The 17,943-nt window shown below is 72.2% G+C and carries 18 protein-coding genes; 9 read left to right on the plus strand and 9 right to left on the minus strand.

Going from position 1 to position 17,943, the window contains the following annotated elements; genetic code table 11:
• Positions 1-223 precede the first annotated feature (223 nt).
• The gene (locus tag AC6F7H_RS18590; protein WP_500758069.1) at positions 224-1,237 is read right to left on the minus strand and encodes a LysR family transcriptional regulator; all 1,014 of its coding nucleotides are present in this window, start codon (positions 1,235-1,237) and stop codon (positions 224-226) included.
• A gap of 121 nt (positions 1,238-1,358) precedes the next feature.
• Between AC6F7H_RS18590 and AC6F7H_RS18595 the strand changes: the two genes are divergently transcribed.
• Complete coding sequence (locus AC6F7H_RS18595; RefSeq protein ID WP_500758070.1) at positions 1,359-2,318, plus strand: EamA family transporter; 960 nt, start codon at positions 1,359-1,361, stop codon at positions 2,316-2,318.
• Here AC6F7H_RS18595 and AC6F7H_RS18600 read toward each other — a convergent pair.
• From AC6F7H_RS18600 to AC6F7H_RS18610, 3 genes are all read right to left on the minus strand, one after another.
• A complete protein-coding gene (locus AC6F7H_RS18600) occupies positions 2,302-3,102 on the minus strand; it encodes a sugar phosphate isomerase/epimerase family protein (RefSeq protein ID WP_500758071.1) in 801 nt (266 codons plus the stop codon). The two genes, AC6F7H_RS18595 and AC6F7H_RS18600, sit on opposite strands and share 17 nt — an antisense overlap.
• 71 nt (positions 3,103-3,173) lie before the next feature.
• Entirely contained in the window at positions 3,174-3,770 is a 597-nt protein-coding gene (locus AC6F7H_RS18605; protein ID WP_500758072.1) for a dihydrofolate reductase family protein, read from the minus strand.
• 354 nt (positions 3,771-4,124) lie between these two features.
• Complete coding sequence (locus AC6F7H_RS18610) at positions 4,125-5,171, minus strand: LacI family DNA-binding transcriptional regulator (protein ID WP_500761919.1); 1,047 nt, start codon at positions 5,169-5,171, stop codon at positions 4,125-4,127.
• Between the two features lie 309 nt (positions 5,172-5,480).
• Between AC6F7H_RS18610 and AC6F7H_RS18615 the strand changes: the two genes are divergently transcribed.
• From AC6F7H_RS18615 to AC6F7H_RS18625, 3 genes are all read left to right on the plus strand, one after another.
• On the plus strand, positions 5,481-6,632 hold the full coding sequence (locus tag AC6F7H_RS18615; RefSeq protein ID WP_500758073.1) for a Gfo/Idh/MocA family protein: 1,152 nt from the start codon (positions 5,481-5,483) through the stop codon (positions 6,630-6,632).
• A 244-nt stretch (positions 6,633-6,876) separates the two neighbouring features.
• On the plus strand, positions 6,877-8,028 hold the full coding sequence (locus tag AC6F7H_RS18620) for a dihydrodipicolinate synthase family protein (RefSeq protein WP_500758074.1): 1,152 nt from the start codon (positions 6,877-6,879) through the stop codon (positions 8,026-8,028).
• The gene (locus AC6F7H_RS18625; protein ID WP_500758075.1) at positions 8,025-8,858 is read left to right on the plus strand and encodes a sugar phosphate isomerase/epimerase family protein; all 834 of its coding nucleotides are present in this window, start codon (positions 8,025-8,027) and stop codon (positions 8,856-8,858) included. Before AC6F7H_RS18620 ends, AC6F7H_RS18625 begins: the two co-directional genes overlap by 4 nt.
• A gap of 270 nt (positions 8,859-9,128) precedes the next feature.
• Here the strand turns inward: AC6F7H_RS18625 and AC6F7H_RS18630 are convergent, their stop codons facing one another.
• The gene (locus AC6F7H_RS18630; protein ID WP_500761921.1) at positions 9,129-10,031 is read right to left on the minus strand and encodes a ribokinase; all 903 of its coding nucleotides are present in this window, start codon (positions 10,029-10,031) and stop codon (positions 9,129-9,131) included.
• Between the two features lie 267 nt (positions 10,032-10,298).
• Here AC6F7H_RS18630 and AC6F7H_RS18635 point away from each other — a divergent pair, with 267 nt between their 5' ends.
• A complete protein-coding gene (locus tag AC6F7H_RS18635; RefSeq protein ID WP_500758076.1) occupies positions 10,299-10,577 on the plus strand; it encodes a hypothetical protein in 279 nt (92 codons plus the stop codon).
• A 132-nt stretch (positions 10,578-10,709) separates the two neighbouring features.
• On the opposite strand, the gene AC6F7H_RS18640 is transcribed toward AC6F7H_RS18635, so the two are convergent.
• Together AC6F7H_RS18640 and AC6F7H_RS18645 are read right to left on the minus strand one after the other, a co-directional pair.
• Positions 10,710-11,438: a sulfite exporter TauE/SafE family protein gene (locus tag AC6F7H_RS18640; RefSeq protein ID WP_500758077.1), complete on the minus strand. Its 729-nt coding sequence runs from the start codon at positions 11,436-11,438 to the stop codon at positions 10,710-10,712.
• Positions 11,439-11,557: 119 nt separating this feature from the next.
• Entirely contained in the window at positions 11,558-11,980 is a 423-nt protein-coding gene (locus AC6F7H_RS18645; protein ID WP_500758078.1) for an ATP-binding protein, read from the minus strand.
• A 223-nt stretch (positions 11,981-12,203) separates the two neighbouring features.
• Between AC6F7H_RS18645 and AC6F7H_RS18650 the strand changes: the two genes are divergently transcribed.
• Complete coding sequence (locus tag AC6F7H_RS18650) at positions 12,204-13,043, plus strand: helix-turn-helix domain-containing protein (protein WP_500758079.1); 840 nt, start codon at positions 12,204-12,206, stop codon at positions 13,041-13,043.
• 8 nt (positions 13,044-13,051) lie between these two features.
• Positions 13,052-13,240 (plus strand): DUF397 domain-containing protein, encoded by a 189-nt coding sequence (locus AC6F7H_RS18655; RefSeq protein WP_500758080.1) that lies wholly within the window; start codon positions 13,052-13,054, stop codon positions 13,238-13,240.
• 31 nt (positions 13,241-13,271) lie between these two features.
• On the opposite strand, the gene AC6F7H_RS18660 is transcribed toward AC6F7H_RS18655, so the two are convergent.
• Together AC6F7H_RS18660 and AC6F7H_RS18665 are read right to left on the minus strand one after the other, a co-directional pair.
• The gene (locus AC6F7H_RS18660; protein WP_500758081.1) at positions 13,272-13,595 is read right to left on the minus strand and encodes a hypothetical protein; all 324 of its coding nucleotides are present in this window, start codon (positions 13,593-13,595) and stop codon (positions 13,272-13,274) included.
• Between the two features lie 404 nt (positions 13,596-13,999).
• On the minus strand, positions 14,000-15,037 hold the full coding sequence (locus AC6F7H_RS18665; protein ID WP_500758082.1) for a questin oxidase family protein: 1,038 nt from the start codon (positions 15,035-15,037) through the stop codon (positions 14,000-14,002).
• A gap of 133 nt (positions 15,038-15,170) precedes the next feature.
• On the opposite strand from AC6F7H_RS18665, the gene AC6F7H_RS18670 reads away from it, so the two are divergent.
• Positions 15,171-15,515, plus strand: a complete 345-nt coding sequence (locus AC6F7H_RS18670; protein ID WP_500758083.1) for a hypothetical protein — start codon at positions 15,171-15,173, stop codon at positions 15,513-15,515.
• 167 nt (positions 15,516-15,682) lie between these two features.
• On the plus strand, positions 15,683-17,935 hold the full coding sequence (gene recD2 / locus AC6F7H_RS18675) for an SF1B family DNA helicase RecD2 (protein ID WP_500758084.1): 2,253 nt from the start codon (positions 15,683-15,685) through the stop codon (positions 17,933-17,935).
• The last annotated feature ends 8 nt before the right edge of the window (positions 17,936-17,943 follow it).

Consider the following 17,943-nt stretch of genomic DNA (forward strand, 5'->3'; position numbering starts at 1 on the left):
CGGCACGGGTGAGCGGGTGATGCGCGGGAGGGGCCGCCACCGGCGCGCTGGGAGGGGGCGCGCGCCGATGACGGCGGTGCTGCCGGCCACGGCACGGCGGAGAGGGTAGGTCGGCGATCGCAGCCAGCAGCGAGGGCCGACACCGCACCACGGAGACTCGTCCGGCAGTCCGGGCATTGGACGGGACGGAGCGGGCGGGGGTTCCAGGATGCGGGCGGAAATCTCAGGTCGGGAAGGACGGTGTGCGAGCGGCCGCCGGTGACGGAGGGACGGCCGAACGGGTCCGGGCCGCCAGGGACGGGGACGGGGACGGGGGCGGCGCGGGGGGCCGGTGGGCCGCGACGTCGGGCCAGTGGGCGCGCAGGGTGCGGACGGTCTCCGCGATCGCCGGGCGGCGGGCCGCGCCGGTGCGCCACAGCGCGTACAGGTGCCGTACCGGCATCGGGTCGAGCGGCACCTCCACCACCCCCTCGGGCAGCGGACCGCGCCCGAGCCGGGGGATCAGCGCGATCCCGAGCCCGGCCGCGACCAGTGCGACCAGGGTCGGGTTCTCGTCCGCCTGGTGCACGATCTCCGGCTCGTGCCCGGCGGCCCGGAGGGTGCGCACCAGCCACTCGTGGCAGACCCGCCCCGGCGGCTGGCAGATCCACCGCTCACCGCCCAGCTCCTCCCGCCGTACCGCGCCGCGCCCCGCGAACGGATGCCCGCTCGGCACCAGCAGGTCGCACAGGTCGTCCCCGACGACCGCCTGCTCCACGCCCGCCGGGGCGGGCAGCGGCGCGATGTCCCAGTCGTGCGCGACGACGAGATCGACCGCCCCCTTGGCCACCAGGTCCACGGACAGGTGCGGGTCGACCTCGGTCAGCCGGGTGTCGAGCGCGGGATGGCGCACGGCCAGGTCGGCCAGTACGGACGGCATCAGTCCGCGCGCCGCCGACGGGAAGGCCGCGACGGTCAGCCGCCCGGACGGCACCCCGCGCCGCTCCTCCAGCTCGGTCTCCGCCCGCTCCACGATCGCCAGCAACTCCTGTGCGGTGGCGACGAGTTGATGTGCCGCGTCGGTCAGTCGCACCCCCCGGCCCTCCCGCTCCAGCAGCACCGTCCTGGTCTCCCGCTCCAGCTTGGCGATCTGCTGGGAGACGGCCGAGGAGGTGTACCCGAGCGCCACGGCGGCGGCTCCGACGGTGCCGTGGACGGAGACGGCGTGCAGGGCGCGCAGGCGCTGGAGGTCGAGCATGACGGCTCCCTGACCGGTGGGCGGTGCGATCGGCGGGCGGTGCGATCGGTAAGTGGTGCTTCATCCAACCATGCAGGAATCGTCGCTGGTACTGAAGGGTTCCGGCGGTGATCCTCGACGTATGCGACCTTCCCACGTCCTGCTCGCCGTTCTCGTCACCGCCGTCTGGGGCGTGAACTTCGTCGTCATCGAGATCGGCCTCGACCACTTCCCGCCGCTGCTCTTCTCCGCCCTGCGCTTCCTCGCGGCGGCGCTGCCGGCCGTGTTCTTCGTCGGGCGCCCCGAGGTGGCGTGGAAGTGGATCGTGGGGGTGGGGCTCGCCCTCGGGGTGGCCAAGTTCGGGCTGCTGTTCGTCGGCATGGACGCGGGCATGCCGGCCGGGCTGTCCTCCCTGGTCCTGCAGATCCAGACGGTGTTCACCGCTGTCATCGCCTTCCTGGTCCTCGGCGAACGGCCCGCGGGCGTCCGGCTCGTGGGCATGGCGGTGGCACTGGCCGGGATCGCCGTCGCCGCCGTCGACGAGGGCGCCTCGGGACCCCTGGGCGCGTTCGCCCTGGTCGTCGCGGCGGCCGCCTGCTGGGGCGTCTCGAACGTGCTGACCCGCAGGGCCGCGCCCGACGACGCCCTGAACTTCGTGGTGTGGGTGAGCACGGTGCCGGTGCTGCCGCTGCTGGCGCTGTCGCTGCTCCTGGAGGGCCCCTCGCGGGACCTGGCGGCGCTGGGCTCACTGGACTGGCGGGGGGTGGGCGCCCTGCTGTTCGTGGCCTGGGTCGCCACCGTGTTCGGCTTCGGAACCTGGGGGTGGCTGCTGCGCCGTCACCCCGCGTCGACGGTGGCGCCGTTCTCCCTGCTGGTGCCGGTCTTCGGGATGTCGTCGGCGGCCCTGTTCCTCGGCGAGTCGGTGACACCGCTGCGGTGGTGCGCGGCGGCGCTGCTGGTGGGAGGCGTGGCGCTCGCGTCGGTCACCTGGCGGGGGCGGGGCGCGGAGCAGGGCGCCGGGGTGCCGGGCGGCCGACGGGAGGAACCCGCCGGCCGGGAAAGCGGATCCGCCGGCCGGGAGTCGGTCAGGCCGAGTCGTTGAGGAGGCGGGAGAGGTGGGCGTGGCCGGGGCCGAGCAGGGCGGGGAGGTCGGCGGCCCGCTCGTACCAGCGCTTCTCGTACTCCCAGCAGAGCCAGCCGTCCCAGCCGTGGCGGGAGAGGATCTCCACGCAGTCGGCCAGCGGCAGGATGCCCTCGCCGAGGGGGAGCGGCGTCGTGTCGTCGGCGGAGGCGATGTCCTTGACCTGGACGTAGCCGAGGTGGGGGGAGAGGGCCGCGAAGCTCTCCGCGGGCTGCTCGCCGCCCAGCCAGGTGTGCATCACGTCCCAGAGGGCGCCCACCTGACGGTGGCCCACGAGGCCGAGGATCCTCATCGCGTCGGCGCCGGTGCGGTGGGAGTCGTGGGTCTCCAGCAGGATGCGGACGCCGACGTCACCGGCGTACCGGGCGGCCGTGCCCAGGCGCCGGGCGGCCGCCCGGTCGGCCTCTTCGGGGGTCTGCTCGGGGGTGCCGCCGGGGAAGACCCGGACGTAGGGGGCGCCGAGGTCGCGGGCGAGGCCGAGGAGGGCGCGGATCTCGTCGACGACGGGGCCGTCCTCGCCCGGCGCGGCGACCCTGGCGTATCCCGCGACACTCAGGACCTCGATGCCGGCCGCCTTGAACCGGTCGGCGACCTCGGTCCGTTCGTCGGGGGTGAGGCCCGGGTTGACCGGTTCCTCGGGGTGGGCGCGCAGTTCGACGCCGTGGTAGCCGTGCGTGGTCGCGAGGCGGAGCACGTCGGTCACGGGCAGGCCGGGGACACCGAGGGTGGAGAACGCCAGCTTCATGTCCACGGACCTACCCGCGACACCCGCCGGCGACTCCCCCTCGTCACCCCGATCCCCCGCGCGGGTCCGTGTCAGGCCCCGGCGGCCTTGCGGTAGACGCACACCTGGGCACCCGACTTCGCGGTGGTCGTCCGGACCAGCTCGAACGGGCGCTTCACACCGTCGACGGGGAAGATCGACTTGCCGCCGCCCAGGACCACCGGCATGACGAGGAGCTGCAGTTCGTCCACCAGCTCCTCACTCAGCAGGGTGCGGACGAGAGTGGGGCTGCCCATCATCGCGAGGTCGCCGCCCTCGGCGGCGCGCAGCTCCCGGATGCGGGGGACGGCCTCCCCGGCGGGGATGAGCCGGCTGTTGTTCCAGGTCAGGTCGGACTCGGTCAGGGTGCCGGAGACGACGTACTTCGGCATGCTGTTGATCCGGTCGGCGAAGGGGTCCCCGGCCTGCCGGGGCCACGCCCCGGCCATCGTCTGCCAGGTGCGGCGCCCGTACAGCAGCGCGTCGGCCTTCTCCAGCGAGGCGTCGAAGGCGCCGCCGAGGACCTCCGGGTCGAAGTACGCGTGCGACCATCCGCCGTGCCGGAAGCCGCCGTCGGTGTCCTCCTCGGGGCCGCCGGGGGCCTGCACGACACCGTCGAGACTGATGAACTCGGTGATCACGATACGCATGGCTGCTGCCGCTCCTCTTGCGCGTCCTGCGCGCTCTGCTCGCTCGGGCGATGACGGAAGTGCAGACCGACACCACCGGCGGAACTCATCGCTCTCCCCGGAAACCCCGCGACGCGCATGACGCGCACGGTCGACGCGACCGCTCGGCCGACGGCCCACGGGGCCGGAACACCCCGCGCCCGCCGCGGTCCGGCCGGCGCGCCCTCACGCGGCCGACGCGACGCGTGCCAGCGCGTGCCGACGCGGCCGACGCGTCCCGTGTGGCTGGGCGTCCCACGCCCGACGGGCCCCGCGCGCCGGCGTCGCGGTGACCGGGCCCCTCGTATCGGGCGGCCGTGCGACCCTGCGCCCCGCTCACCCCCTGGGCGTCCCGGAGGACCCCCGTACCATCAGCTCGCCCCGGATGGACGCGATGTCCCCGGGCGGCGGCTCCTCGCGGCCCATCGCGATCCGGCCGGCCCGTGCCCCCGCCTCGGCGAGCGGCAGCCGTACCGTCGTCAGGGCCGGTACCGCGTCGATGCTGAACGGCAGGTCGTCGAAACCGGCGACCGAGACGTCGTCGGGGATCTTCCGGCCGGAGTCCCGCAGCGCCGCGCACGCGCCCAGCGCGACGGAGTCGTTCGCGGCGACCACGGCGGTCAACCCGGGGTCTCTACGCAGGAGTTCGAGGGTGGCCTCGTAGCCGGACCGGCGGTCGTATCGGCCGTGGACGGTCCAGCGGGGGTCCTCCTCGATGCCGTGCGCGGCGAGCGCGGCCCGGTGTCCCTCGAGGCGGTGGCGCGTGGTGGTGCGCTCCCGCGGGCCGGCGATGTAGCCGAGGCGGCGGTGGCCGAGCCCGATCAGGTGCTCGGTGAGCTCCCGGCCGCCGCCGCGGTTGTCGAAGGTCAGCGCGATCGCCCCGGTGTCCGGCGCCGGCGGCCGCCCGCACAGCACCACCCGGGTCCCGGCGTCCGCCAGCTTGCGCAGCTTCGCGTCCATGGCCGCCCGGTGCGGGGCGTCCTCGATGGCGCCGCCGGTCAGCACCACCGCCGCGGCCCGCTGCCGCTGCAGCAGCGTCAGGTACGTCAGCTCGCGCTCCGGGGTGCCGCCCGTGTTGCACACGACCGCGAGCCTCTCCCCGCCCGCACGCCCGCCCGGACCCCCGATCTCGGACTGGATCGCGCTCGCCATGATCCCGAAGAACGGGTCGGCGATGTCGTTCACCAGGATGCCCACCAGGTCGGAGGTGGCGGCGGCCAGGGAGCTCGCGGGGCCGTTGAGCACGTAGTCCAGTTCGTCCACGGCCCTCAGCACCCGCTCGCGGGTGGAGGCGGCGACGGGATAGTTCCCGTTCAGCACGCGCGACACCGTCGCGGGGGAGACCTGCGCGCGGGCCGCCACGTCCGCCAGGGTCACCGTCATGTCTCGTCCTCCGGTCGCGCAGGTCGTCTCGTCGTCCACGCCGGGCTCCCGTGCCGCGGTTCCCGGGGCGCCCGTCGAGCAGACCCTATGGCCCCACGCTCCGTTGTTCGCCCCCTCGAACAAGTCGGATCAGCCATGGTCTTGTCCGGACCGCCGTTCAGAGGCTAGCTTCTAGCTGCATAGAAAGCGCTTGCTGTGACGTTCACCAGTCACCGGTCACCCGCCGCCGACTCCTCCCGGCCGGCGGCGGCCGGCACGTGGCGGGTGGGGCGTACGCGGCGCGCGGGGACCGCGTACGAAGGGAACGACGTGACACGCAAGACGGTGCGTATCGCCATGAACGGTGTGACGGGGCGGATGGGCTACCGGCAGCACCTCGTCCGCTCCATCCTGGCCCTGCGCGAGCAGGGCGGCCTCGACCTCGGTGACGGCACCGTGCTGTGGCCGGAACCGATCCTGGTCGGCCGCCGCGAGCACGCGCTGAAGACGCTGGCTGAACGGCACGGCCTGGAGCACGTCTCCACCGACCTGGACGCCGTGCTCGCCGACGAGAGTGTCGACGTCTACTTCGACGCCCAGGTCACCTCCGCCCGCGAGGAAGCCCTCAGGAAGGCGATCGCGGCCGGCAAGCACATCTACACCGAGAAGCCGACCGCCACCGGCCTCGACGGCGCCCTGGAGCTGGCCCGGCTGGCGAACGTGGCCGGCATCAGGCACGGCGTCGTCCAGGACAAGCTCTTCCTCCCCGGCCTGCTCAAGCTGAAGCGCCTCATCGACGGCGGCTTCTTCGGACGCGTCCTGTCCGTGCGCGGCGAGTTCGGCTACTGGGTCTTCGAGGGCGACTGGCAGGAGGCGCAGCGCCCCTCCTGGAACTACCGCGCCGAGGACGGCGGCGGCATCGTCGTCGACATGTTCCCGCACTGGGAGTACGTCCTGCACGAGCTGTTCGGCCGCGTGCGCTCCGTCCAGGCCCTCACCGCCACCCACATCCCGCAGCGCTGGGACGAGAACGGCAAGCCCTACGACGCCACCGCCGACGACGCCGCCTACGGCGTCTTCGAACTGGAGGGCGGCGCGATCGCCCAGATCAACTCCTCCTGGGCGGTCCGCGTGGGCCGCGACGAACTCGTCGAGTTCCAGGTCGACGGCACCGAGGGCTCCGCGGTGGCCGGGCTGCGGGGCTGCCGCGTCCAGCACCGCTCCGCCACCCCGAAGCCCGTGTGGAACCCGGACATCCCCGCCACCGAGACCTTCCGCGACCAGTGGCAGGAGGTCCCGGACAACGGCGAGTTCGACAACGGCTTCAAGGCCCAGTGGGAGCTGTTCCTCAAGCACGTCTACGCCGACGCCCCCTACCACTGGGACCTGCTGGCCGGCGCCCGCGGCGTCCAGCTCGCCGAGCTGGGCCTGAGGTCCTCGGCCGAGGGCCGCCGCCTCGACGTACCGGAGATCTCGCTTTGAACCCTCCCCCGGCTGACGCAGGGGGATTCCTGGCTCAAGCTGCTCATTCGCTCAGCGAGCGAGCGAGTCTGACGCTCTCAGCACCAGCCGGGACGGAACCTGCCCGGTTGCCCGTCAAAACAAAGGAGTTGCGCGTGCTTGGTTCTCGCGACGCACGTTGGTCATCTTACGCCACCAGGTGGGCGATCTCTTGCCTTTGGGGCGAAACCCCATTTCCCGCCAGAGGCGTCCTCGGAGGTTCCCAGTGACGATCAGACTGCCCGACGCGCACGGCCGGCTGCGGACGTACGAACCCCGCACCGAGCCCCTCGCCCTCACCCCCGGAGCCCCCCTCACCTCCCGTACGGTCTTCTCCGCGGCGCACGTCGTCGCCGACCCGTACGCCGACACCACCCCTGACTCGCCCGCCGCCGTCGACTGGGACGCCACCCTCGCCTTCCGCCGCCACCTGTGGTCGCACGGGCTCGGTGTCGCCGAGGCGATGGACACCGCCCAGCGCGGCATGGGCCTGGACTGGGCGGGCGCGGCCGAACTGATCCGCCGCTCCGCCGCCGAGGCGAAGGCCGTCGGCGGCCGGATCGCCTGCGGCGTCGGCACCGACCAGCTCGCCTCGGGCACCCTCGCCGAGGTCCGGGCGGCCTACGAGGAACAGCTCGCGCTCGTCGAGGAGTCCGGCGCGCGGGCCATCCTGATGGCCTCCCGCGCGCTGGCCGCCGCCGCCCGCGGCCCGGAGGACTACCTGGAGGTGTACGGCCACCTGCTGCGTCAGGCCGCCGAACCGGTGATCCTGCACTGGCTCGGCCCCATGTTCGACCCGGCGCTGGAGGGCTACTGGGGCTCCTTGGAACTCGACGCGGCCACCGGCACCTTCCTGGAGGTCATCGCCGCCCACCCCGACAAGGTCGACGGCATCAAGGTCTCGCTGCTGGACGCCCGGCGCGAGGTCGACCTGCGCCGCCGCCTCCCGCAGGGGGTGCGCTGCTACACCGGCGACGACTTCCACTACCCCGAGCTGATCGCGGGCGACGAGCAGGGCTTCAGCCACGCCCTGCTCGGCATCTTCGACCCGCTGGGCCCACTGGCGGCCCAGGCCGTGAGCCTCCTGGACACCGGGGACACGGCGGGCTTCCGCGCCCTGCTCGACCCGACGGTGGAGCTGAGCCGGCACCTCTTCCAGGCCCCCACCCGCTTCTACAAGACGGGCGTGGTCTTCCTGGCCTGGCTGGCCGGCCACCAGAGCCACTTCGCCATGGTCGGCGGCCTGCAGTCGGCCCGCTCCCTGCCGCACTTCGCCCGCGCCTACGAACTCGCCGACACCCTCGGCCTGTTCCCCGACCCCAAGCTCGCCGAGGACCGCATGAGGACCCTGCTGCACCTGTACGGAGTGACCCCATGACAGCCGACCTCGCACGCTTCAGCATCAACCAGATGACGGTCAGGCAGCTGTCCCTGCCGGAACTCGTCGACGCCTGCCGCGACCTGGGCGTGCCGGGCGTGGGCCTGTGGCGCGAACCCGTCCGGGCGTACGGGCTCGACGCGGCCGCGAAACTGGTCCGGGACGCGGGCCTGACGGTGACGACCCTGTGCCGGGGCGGCTTCCTCACCGCGCTCGACCCCGCCGAGCGGGTCGCCGCCCTCGCCGACAACCGCCGCGCCGTCGACGAGGCGGCCGCGCTCGGCACCGACACCCTGGTCCTGGTCTCCGGCGGCCTCCCGGCCGGTTCCAAGGATCTGCGCGGCGCCCGCGAACGCATCGCGGACGCCCTCGCCGAACTCGGCCCGTACGCGGAGCAGCACGGCGTACGGCTGGCCATCGAGCCCCTCCACCCCATGTACGCCTCCGACCGCTGCGTGGTCTCCACCCTCGCCCAGGCCCTCGACCTCGCCGAACGGTTCCCGGCCCGGCAGGTCGGCGTCACCGTCGACACGTACCACGTCTGGTGGGACGACACGGCGCCCGCGCAGATCGCCCGGGCCGGCGCCCAGGACCGCATCCACACCTTCCAGCTCGCCGACTGGACCACCCCGCTGCCCGAGGGCGTCCTCAACGGCCGCGGCCAGATCGGCGACGGCGCGATCGACATGCGGGAGTGGCAGGGTCACGTGGAGGCGGCCGGCTACACCGGCGCCATCGAGATCGAGCTGTTCAACGACGTCCTGTGGGCCCGGGACGGGCGCGAACTCCTCGCCGAGACGGCGAGACGGTTCGTGGAGCACACCGCTTAGCGCACATCGCGTAGTGCACACCGCACAGGCCGAAAAAATCTTGGCCGGACCGTGCAACCCTCCCCCCGCCCCGCGGGTCGTACCTCATGTCAGAACCTCTGGAGGGGGACCCGTGGGGGGGAATCGGGGGGTTCTGACGGGGGAGGAAACCGAGGGGGCCCGGTCGACGGACCGGGCCCCCTCGAAGTTCGGAGGAACCCGGCACCCCGCCCCCGTGGCCCGGCTCGGCCGGCGCACCGGAGAGACGCCGGTCGAGTATTCCGCTCCCCTTCACAGGGCGGCTACCTCTTCCGCCGTCGGGAAGGACACCTGCGCGCCCTCCTTGGTGACCGTCACCGCCCCCACCCGGGCCGCGTACGAGGCCGCGTCGGCGAGGGAGTCGCCGAGGCCGAGCCGCCAGGCCAGCGCGGCGGTGAAGGAGTCCCCGGCGCCGGTGGTGTCCACGGCGCGCACCGGTACGGAGGGGATGCGGGCGACACCGTCGGAGGAGGCCACCAGGGAACCCTCGCCGCCCAGCGTCACCACCACCGATTTGGGCCCCTTCGCGAGCAGCAGCCGCGCCCAGTCCTCGGGCTCCTCACCGACACGGGCCTCACCCAGGATCACCTTCGCCTCGTGCTCGTTGAGGATCAGCGGGTCGCACGCCGCCAGCACCTCGGACGGCAGCGGCTGCGGCGGCGACGGGTTCAGCACGAGCCTGCTGCCCGGCGCCAGCGTGCGCGCCACCTCCGCCACCGTCTCCAGCGGGATCTCCAGCTGTGTGGAGACGACCCGGGCGGAGTGGAAGATGTTCCCGGCGGCACGTACGTCCGCGGGTGTCAGCCGGCCGTTGGCGCCCGGCGAGACGACGATGCTGTTGTCCCCGGACGGGTCCACCGTGATCAGCGCGACGCCGGTCGGCGCCCCGCCCACCAGCACGCCCGCCGTGTCGACCCCGGCCTCCCGCTGCGAGTCCAGCAGCAGCCTCCCGTGCGCGTCGTCGCCGACCCGGGCCAGCAGGGCCGTACGGGCGCCGAGCCGGGCGGCCGCTACCGCCTGGTTCGCGCCCTTGCCACCCGGGTGAACGGCCAGGTCGGAGCCGAGCACCGTCTCCCCGGCGCCCGGCCGGCGCTCCACGCCGATCACCAGGTCGGCGTTGGCCGACCCCACGATCAGCAGGTCGTAGTCGTACACGGGCTGGTTCTCCATGGCTCCCCATAGGGTCGGTTCCGGGCGGGCGGCCGGCTGCTGTGCGGCGGACGCGTACAGCGTGCCCTCCCCGACCGCCTTCCGGCCGTCCGGCGTGCCGTCGAAGCCGACGACCCGGACCGGTTTTCCGGTTTTCCGGCCTCGGGCCGAGCACCTCGATCACGCCGAGCGCCGTCTCGTCGTCCTCGGCGTGCGGGGTGCCGCGACACGTGCGTCCGGAACCGGCCGTCGGCTGTCGGCGTCGTGGTGTTCATGGCGCAGGGCGGGAGCACGATGGTCGAGGAGCCGACGTGGGCGGAGTTGCTGCTGATGTTTGTTTTCATCGGGGCGGTCCCCACCGTCGTCGGAGGAGCGGTGCTCCTGTCCCTGTTCGGTCTGACGATGTGGGCGACAGCACCACTGCGGCGCCGGGTCACCGCGGCGGGCGCCGGCACCGTGGGACCACGCGCGGTGTACGGCCCCGGCCAGGGGACTGGTCCCGGCTCCCGTCCCGGTTCCGAGGGCCAAGGCACCTCCGGCCAGGGGCGGTGAGCACGGGCCGGATTCCGGACCGGGAAAGCCCGGGTTGGGTCCTGGGCCGGCCCGAGGACAGCCCAGAGCCCGGTCCGGGGCCAGTCGCCGGAGCGGTCTGCGGTGTGCCGGGCTCGCAATCGGCCTCGCGCGTCAGCTCAGCGCGGCCTGGTACAGCGACACGCAGGCGCTGGCGACCAGCACCCCCAGGACGATCTTCTTGAAGCGCGCCGAATCCGTACGGGCGAAGACGCGGTCCCCGCACCACCAGCCCGCCAGCAGGCCGGGGAGCCCCGCGCCGGCCAGCAGCAGACTGTCCGCGGTCAGCCGGCCGACGGCGAAGAATCCCGCGAGGGCCAGGACGTTCTGTACGCAGAATGTGGCCTGGAGCGTGGCCCGAAACTCACGGGGCGCCAGCTCCATAGCCTGGAAAGCGGCGACCAACGGCGGCCCGTTCATCCCGGTCGAGGTCAGCAGCGCCCCGCTGGCGAAACCCGCGGCGACCGTGGGGCCCGTCCCGCGCCGGAAGGTCATGCCACGGCCGACCAGGACGGCGAACACCAGCACGGCACAGGCGATGAGGACCGACAGCGCACCCGCGCTGAGCACCATCACCGCGAGCAGCCCGAGCGGCATGCCCACGAGGCCCGCTCCGCTCACCAGGCTCGCGGTGCGCACATTGACGTGGTCCCTCTGGTGGACGCAGACCGTCAGCGAGAGCACCAGTCCCAGCGAGGTGACCACGACGATGGCGTTCTGGGGGCTGGTCAGCAGGGCCAGCAGCGGCACGGCCACCAGCGCGAACCCGAAGCCGCTCAGCGCCTGCGCGAACGAGGCCAGCGCGATGATCAGCGCCACCTCGGTGATCAGGGGCGTCGTCACGTGCACCCTCCCTGGCTCACTGCCCCCGGGGTGGCCCGTCCGTCCCCGTACCTCCCTCGCACACTACCGGCCGGGCGAACGCCGGCCGCCCAAGGGGTACCCCTCGACCACCACGGGCCCTAGGTGGTTTCGGAGAGGGCGGCCAGCTCGCACCACACGTACTTGCCCCGGTTGCCCTCTCTGGCCAGCGGCTGCCACCCCCAGACGTCGGCGCAGGCCCGCACCAGTGCGAGGCCTCGCCCCGACTCCCACTCCTCCCCCCGCTCGAACGGCACCGGCGGTTCCGGCGGTTCGGGGTCCGCGTCCCATGCCCCGATCCGCAGCGTGCCCGGCGGCGCCCAGCGAACCCGTAGAGCGGCGGGGCCTTTCGTGTGGCGCACGGCGTTGGACACCAGCTCCGTCGCCAGCAGTTCGGCGACATCGACGAGGCCGATCAGCCCGTGCATGGTCAGGATCAGCCGCAGGGTGCGGCGGCTGATGGTGACGGCGCGGAGGTCGTTGGGGATGCGAAGGGAGTACTCCCACGGCTCGTTTTCAGGCATGCGTCAACTCCGTTCGGTGAGGGAGGTGTTCGGGGGCGGGATCGGTGTCATTGCCGCGGCCGTCGTGGCAGGGCGGAGCGGTGCGCTTCCGGGGTCCCGGTGCCGCACGGTGTGCGTCGCGTCACTGACGGTAGACCTGAAAGTTTCGGCGCTGCAAGCCGGTCGCGTAATCTGACCCCGAACGAGTTGCGTCGTCAGACGTGTTGGAATGAGGAGCAGCCCAATGCCCACGAGGCGTGCACCAACGGCGCGGCAGATGCGTCTGGCGGTAGAGCTGCGCAGGCTCCGTGAGGCGGCAGGCCTGACCGCTCGGCAGGCCGCAGCCATGCTCGGCGTGAGCAACGTCCAGATCAGCCAGATCGAGGCGGGACTGTCAGGAGTGAGCGAGCAGCGGCTCCGACGCCTCGCCTCCCATTACGCCTGCGTGGACGAGGAGTTCGTCAGCGCCTTGGTGGCGATGGCGGTCGACCGGACGCGGGGCTGGTGGGAGGAGTACCGAGGGCTGCTGCCCACGTCGTTCCTGGATCTGGCCGAGCTGGATCACCATGCCGCCTTCCAGCAGGACGTGGCCGTCCTGTACGTGCCGGGGCTCCTGCAGACGGAGGGCTACGCCCGAGCCGTTTTTTCTTCCAGGATTCCTGAACTCACCGAAGAAGAACTAGAGTTGCGCGTCCAGCACAGGCTGACGCGTCAAAGCAGAGCCACCTTTCCCCATGAGATCGTGATCCATGAGTCGGCCCTCCGTATCAGGGTCGGCGACCGTGCTGCTACGCGGACCCAACTCACACGTCTTCTGGAGGCTTCCGAAACAGACGGCATCACTTTGCGGGTCATTCCGTTCGACCTGGACGGCTTCGCCAGGGCCTCAAGCACGATGACGTATGTCGGTGGGGCTGTGTCCAGACTGGACACGGTTGCACGCGACGCGCCTCATGGGGCGCTCCTGATCGACTCCGAAGCCCAACTCAGCGCTTACCGAACGCGCTTCCATAAAGTAGAAGCCGCATCACTCGAACCGGGCCCATCGCGTGACTTCATCCACCGGCTGACGAAGGAGCTGTGAGGCACCCCATGGACAACTGGCGTAAGTCGTCCTACTCCGGCGAAGGCGACGGGAACAACTGCGTGGAAGTCGCGGTCTCCCCCACGCACACCGCCGTCCGCGACTCCAAGACCCCCACCCGAGCCACCCTTGCCTTCCCCGTCACCGCTTTCGCGCCCTTCCTCGAAGCCCTGAAGGAGTCGGCCGGCGAGCTGTGACACGTACGCGGGGCTCTTGCCGACATGGGGCTCAGGCGTGCGTCGGCAGTGTCTGCGGCCGTGCCTCGTGGCCGGCGAGGTGGAGCCGCAGGCGGGTGAGGTCCTCGGCCTCGACGAACACCTGCTGCCCCCAGTACGCGGCGAGGCGGTGGGCGACGTCGACCAGCCGGCGGCGGTCCTCGGGCGTGTACGCCGGGAAACGCGCATAGCCGTGGTCGGCGATCTTGTTCCCGAGTTCGCTGAAGAGCACGGCCCGGAAGCGCTGCTCCTCCTCGTCGGTCAGCGGTGCGACGGTGGCCTCGGCGGGCCGCAACCGGACGTTGTAGAGGTCTCGCATCACGTGCCGCTCCGCCATCTGCTCGGGTTCGTCCGCGAGAGCCTACCGACCCCGGCCTCCCGGGCAGGGCCCGGGAAGTCCAACCCCACCCGCACCGTGGAACCGCGTCCCACCGGTCCGCAGCGACCGCCCGGTGAGCGGGGTGGGCCGGGTGCCGGAGTGCACGATGACTGAGGGGTTCGCCGTGCGCGAGCCGGATGGCGGGCTTCGACGATCCCGGAGGACGGTTCGTAATGCTTTGAGTGGTTCTGGCGTCGCCTGAAATCGAAGGCACCCGCGCCAAGCTGAAACGCCTGGTCAGACTCGGCATCCTCACCGAGATCGACACCGGCGACTCCGCCCGGCAGCAGTAGCCGGCCAAGACCCGCGACCGGCAGAGACCCGGAAGAACCTGCCTGGGGCCGAAGCCGAAAGGCGCGGCGTCAGGACTCGTCGATCAGCTCGGTCGCGCGGATCACTGCGGTGAGGGCATCGGGGCGACCTGTGCGTTGGTGAACGTCAAGGCAGGTGTCGGCGAGCTTGATGACGTGTTCGTCCTGGTGACGGACGGCAAGGGCGAAGGTCTCTTCCGCCGACTGGTGGGCGGTGGGGAGGGCGTGCCGAGGTGTGGGTGCGGCGGGGGTGTAGGCCGCGGTCACGGCCGCGCTGGCCGCCCAGGCCGCGTGCAGGCTCATGACCCACTGGGTGCTGGGGAGTGCGGGCAAGGTACGCAGGACGGCCATGGGCGCGGTTGCGGCGTGAACCAGCATGACGGGCGAGCCGTGCGCGTTCGGGAGGTAGTGCACGGCGGCAGCCGTCGTCAGATCGGCCAGCAGGTCCCGGGCCTGCCCGGCGTCCGCGGCGGGTCTCAGCGCGGCCAGCGCGATCGGCCAGTCGGTCAGGTCGGTGAGCTGGTCGAGCCGGTGGTTGATGCCCGCGGTCTGGTCGGGAACGCGCGGAACGCCTGCGAGAGCGGACGCCGGGTCGGCGGTTCCGGAAGGGGTGGCGGACGGCACCCGCTGCCAGCGCGCCGCCCAGTAGCCGAGAGCCTGGCCGAGCTCGGCCAGGCGCGGTCCGTCCTCGTGGTCCAGCAGGGCGTGGACGGCGTGGCCGGTGCGGATCACCCCGTGGGTGGCGCCGGCCGCGATGCCGGGCAGAAGCCGTGGCCACCACGTCTCCAGTACCGCGCGCCAGGGTTGTTCGGTCACCTCGCGTTCGAAGAACGCAAGCCAGTCGCCGAGACGGTGAGGGTCCCCGAGCGCCGTGCGCCATTCGGCGGCGGTGATGGGCGAGGCGCCGCGGGGCCGATCGTCCAGCCGACTCATGTAGAGGTCCAACCAGCGGTGGACCTGTCGCGCGTGTCCGCGTCTGACCATGGATTCCACCGCCATGGGACCGTGATTGGTCAGCCAGCCTTCGAATTCCGGTCCGGTCCGGTGCAGCCGTTCGTAGGCCTCGTCGAGCGTGCCGTCGATCTTCATGTGATCTGACTCTAGCCACGCGATGATGCGCCACCATCGGTCCAGGGATCCAGACGCGCCCCTACACCGGACCTAGGACCTTCGGGGGGGCACCCACATCCAGATCGGCCCGACCGGAAGGAGGGAAGCGAGCATGGTGGCTCAGACGCCGGCCGAGCAGGCGCTCGCCCGTTCGTACACGACCGGTGACGCCGATGTGAGGTTCGACATCGACGATCTGTCGGTGGAGCACCGCCCGGGCGGCGCCGCCGTGCTGGCGTACCGGCTCACGGCGGAACGCCCCGGGCGAGAGGGCGAACGCTGGGCGGTCACGCTGCCCTGGGAGGACAGCTCCTTCACGGACGTCCTCGCCTCGCCCGCTCCGGACTTCGAACGGCTTCGGCAGCTCGTGCACCTCGTGCATGCGCTGCTGGAGGAGTGGTGGGACACGAAGAGCCACAACCGGCGGTCGGCGAAGACGGGCCACCGCCTCCCCTGAGGATGTCCCTTCGAGCCCCGGCTCACCCGCGTGAGGGAACAGGACCTGGCCCGCGCCGTCCCACCCCGGGGCCTTCGTCCCCTTCGTCCAAGCGCTCACAGCGGCTTCCCGGCGCTGAAGCCCGGACGGCCCGGCACCCTGTCACACCCCACCGGTACGGTCGGAGCATGTCCAACCAGTCCGCAGCGGCCCCCGGTGAGCGGCGGCTCGCCACCCTCGAAGGTGTCCTCGAGCGCATCACGTACGCGAATGAGGACAACGGCTACACGGTCGCCCGGGTCGACACCGGCCGGGGCGCCGGCGACCTGCTCACCGTCGTCGGGGCGCTGCTCGGTGCCCAGGTGGGCGAGTCGCTGCGGATGGAGGGGCGCTGGGGGTCCCATCCGCAGTACGGCAAGCAGTTCCACGTGGAGAACTACACGACACTGCTCCCGGCCACCGTCCAGGGAATCCGCCGCTATCTCGGCTCGGGGCTGGTCAAGGGCATCGGGCCGGTCTTCGCCGACCGCATCACCCAGCACTTCGGGCTGGACACCCTGACCGTCATCGAGGAGGAGCCCAAGCGGCTGATCGAGGTGCCCGGTCTCGGTCCCAAGCGGACCAAGAAGATCGCCGACGCCTGGGAGGAGCAGAAGGCGATCAAGGAGGTCATGCTCTTCCTCCAGACCGTCGAGGTGTCCACCTCCATCGCCGTGCGGATCTACAAGAAGTACGGCGACGCCTCGATCTCCGTCGTGAAGAACCAGCCGTACCGGCTGGCGTCCGACGTCTGGGGCATCGGTTTCCTCACCGCCGACCGGATCGCCCAGTCCGTCGGCATCCCGCACGACAGCCCGGACAGGGTCAAGGCGGGCCTGCAGTACGCCCTGTCGCAGGCCACCGACCAGGGTCACTGCTACCTCCCCGAGGAGAAGCTGATCGCCGACGCGGTGAAGCTGCTCCAGGTGGACACCGGGCTCGTCATCGAGTGCCTCGCCGAGCTGGCCGCGGAGCCGGAGGAGGGCGAGGACCCCGGAGTCGTACGGGAGAAGGTGCCCGACCCGCAGGGCGGCGACCCGGTCACCGCCGTCTACCTCGTCCCCTTCCACCGCGCCGAGCTGTCCCTCTCCGCCCAGCTGCTGCGGCTGCTGCGTACCGGCGAGGACCGGATGCCGGGCTTCCGGGACGTGGACTGGGCGAAGGCCCTCGGCTGGCTCAAGGGGCGTACGGGGGCCGACCTGGCCCCCGAGCAGGAGGCCGCCGTGAAGCTGGCGCTCACCGAGAAGGTCGCGGTCCTCACCGGCGGTCCCGGCTGCGGCAAGTCGTTCACCGTCCGCTCCATCGTGGAGCTGGCCCGCGCCAGGAAGGCCAAGGTGGTGCTCGCGGCGCCGACCGGCCGCGCCGCCAAGCGCCTGGCCGAGCTGACCGGCGCCGAGGCCTCCACCGTCCACCGCCTGCTGGAGCTCAGGCCCGGCGGCGACGCGGCCTACGACCGGGACCGGCCGCTGGACGCCGACCTGGTGGTGGTCGACGAGGCGTCCATGCTCGACCTGCTGCTGGCCAACAAGCTGGTCAAGGCCGTGGCGCCCGGCGCCCACCTGCTCTTCGTCGGCGACGTCGACCAGCTCCCCAGCGTCGGCGCGGGCGAGGTGCTCCGTGACCTGCTGGCGGACGGCAGTCCCGTCCCCGCCGTCCGCCTCACACGCGTGTTCCGCCAGGCCCAGCAGTCGGGCGTGGTGACCAACGCGCACCGGATCAACGCCGGGCAGCACCCGGTCACCGACGGCATGAAGGACTTCTTCCTGTTCGTCGAGGACGACACGGAGGAGACCGGCCGGCTCACCGTGGACGTGGCGGCCCGGCGCATCCCGGCGAGGTTCGGTCTGGACCCGCGCCGGGACGTGCAGGTCCTGGCCCCCATGCACCGGGGCCCGGCCGGCGCCGGCACGCTGAACGGACTGCTCCAGCAGGCCGTCACCCCGGGCCGCCCGGACCTGCCCGAGAAGCGGTTCGGCGGCCGGGTCTTCCGTGTCGGCGACAAGGTCACCCAGATCCGCAACAATTACGAGAAGGGCGCGAACGGGGTCTTCAACGGCACCGTCGGCGTGGTCACCTCACTCGACCCGGTCGACCAGAAGCTGACGGTGCTGACGGACGAGGACGAGGAGGTGCCGTACGAGTTCGACGAACTGGACGAACTGGCGCACGCCTACGCGGTGACCATCCACCGCTCCCAGGGCAGCGAGTACCCGGCCGTCGTCATCCCGGTGACCACCGGCGCCTGGATGATGCTCCAGCGCAATCTGCTCTACACGGCGGTCACCCGGGCCAAGCGGCTGGTCGTCCTCGTCGGCTCCCGCAGGGCGATCGGACAGGCGGTCCGCACGGTGTCGGCGGGCAGGCGTTGCACGGCGCTCGACTTCCGGCTCGCGGGCGCCTGATCCGCCGT

The sequence above is a fragment of the Streptomyces sp. MMS24-W38 genome, from assembly GCF_059889265.1.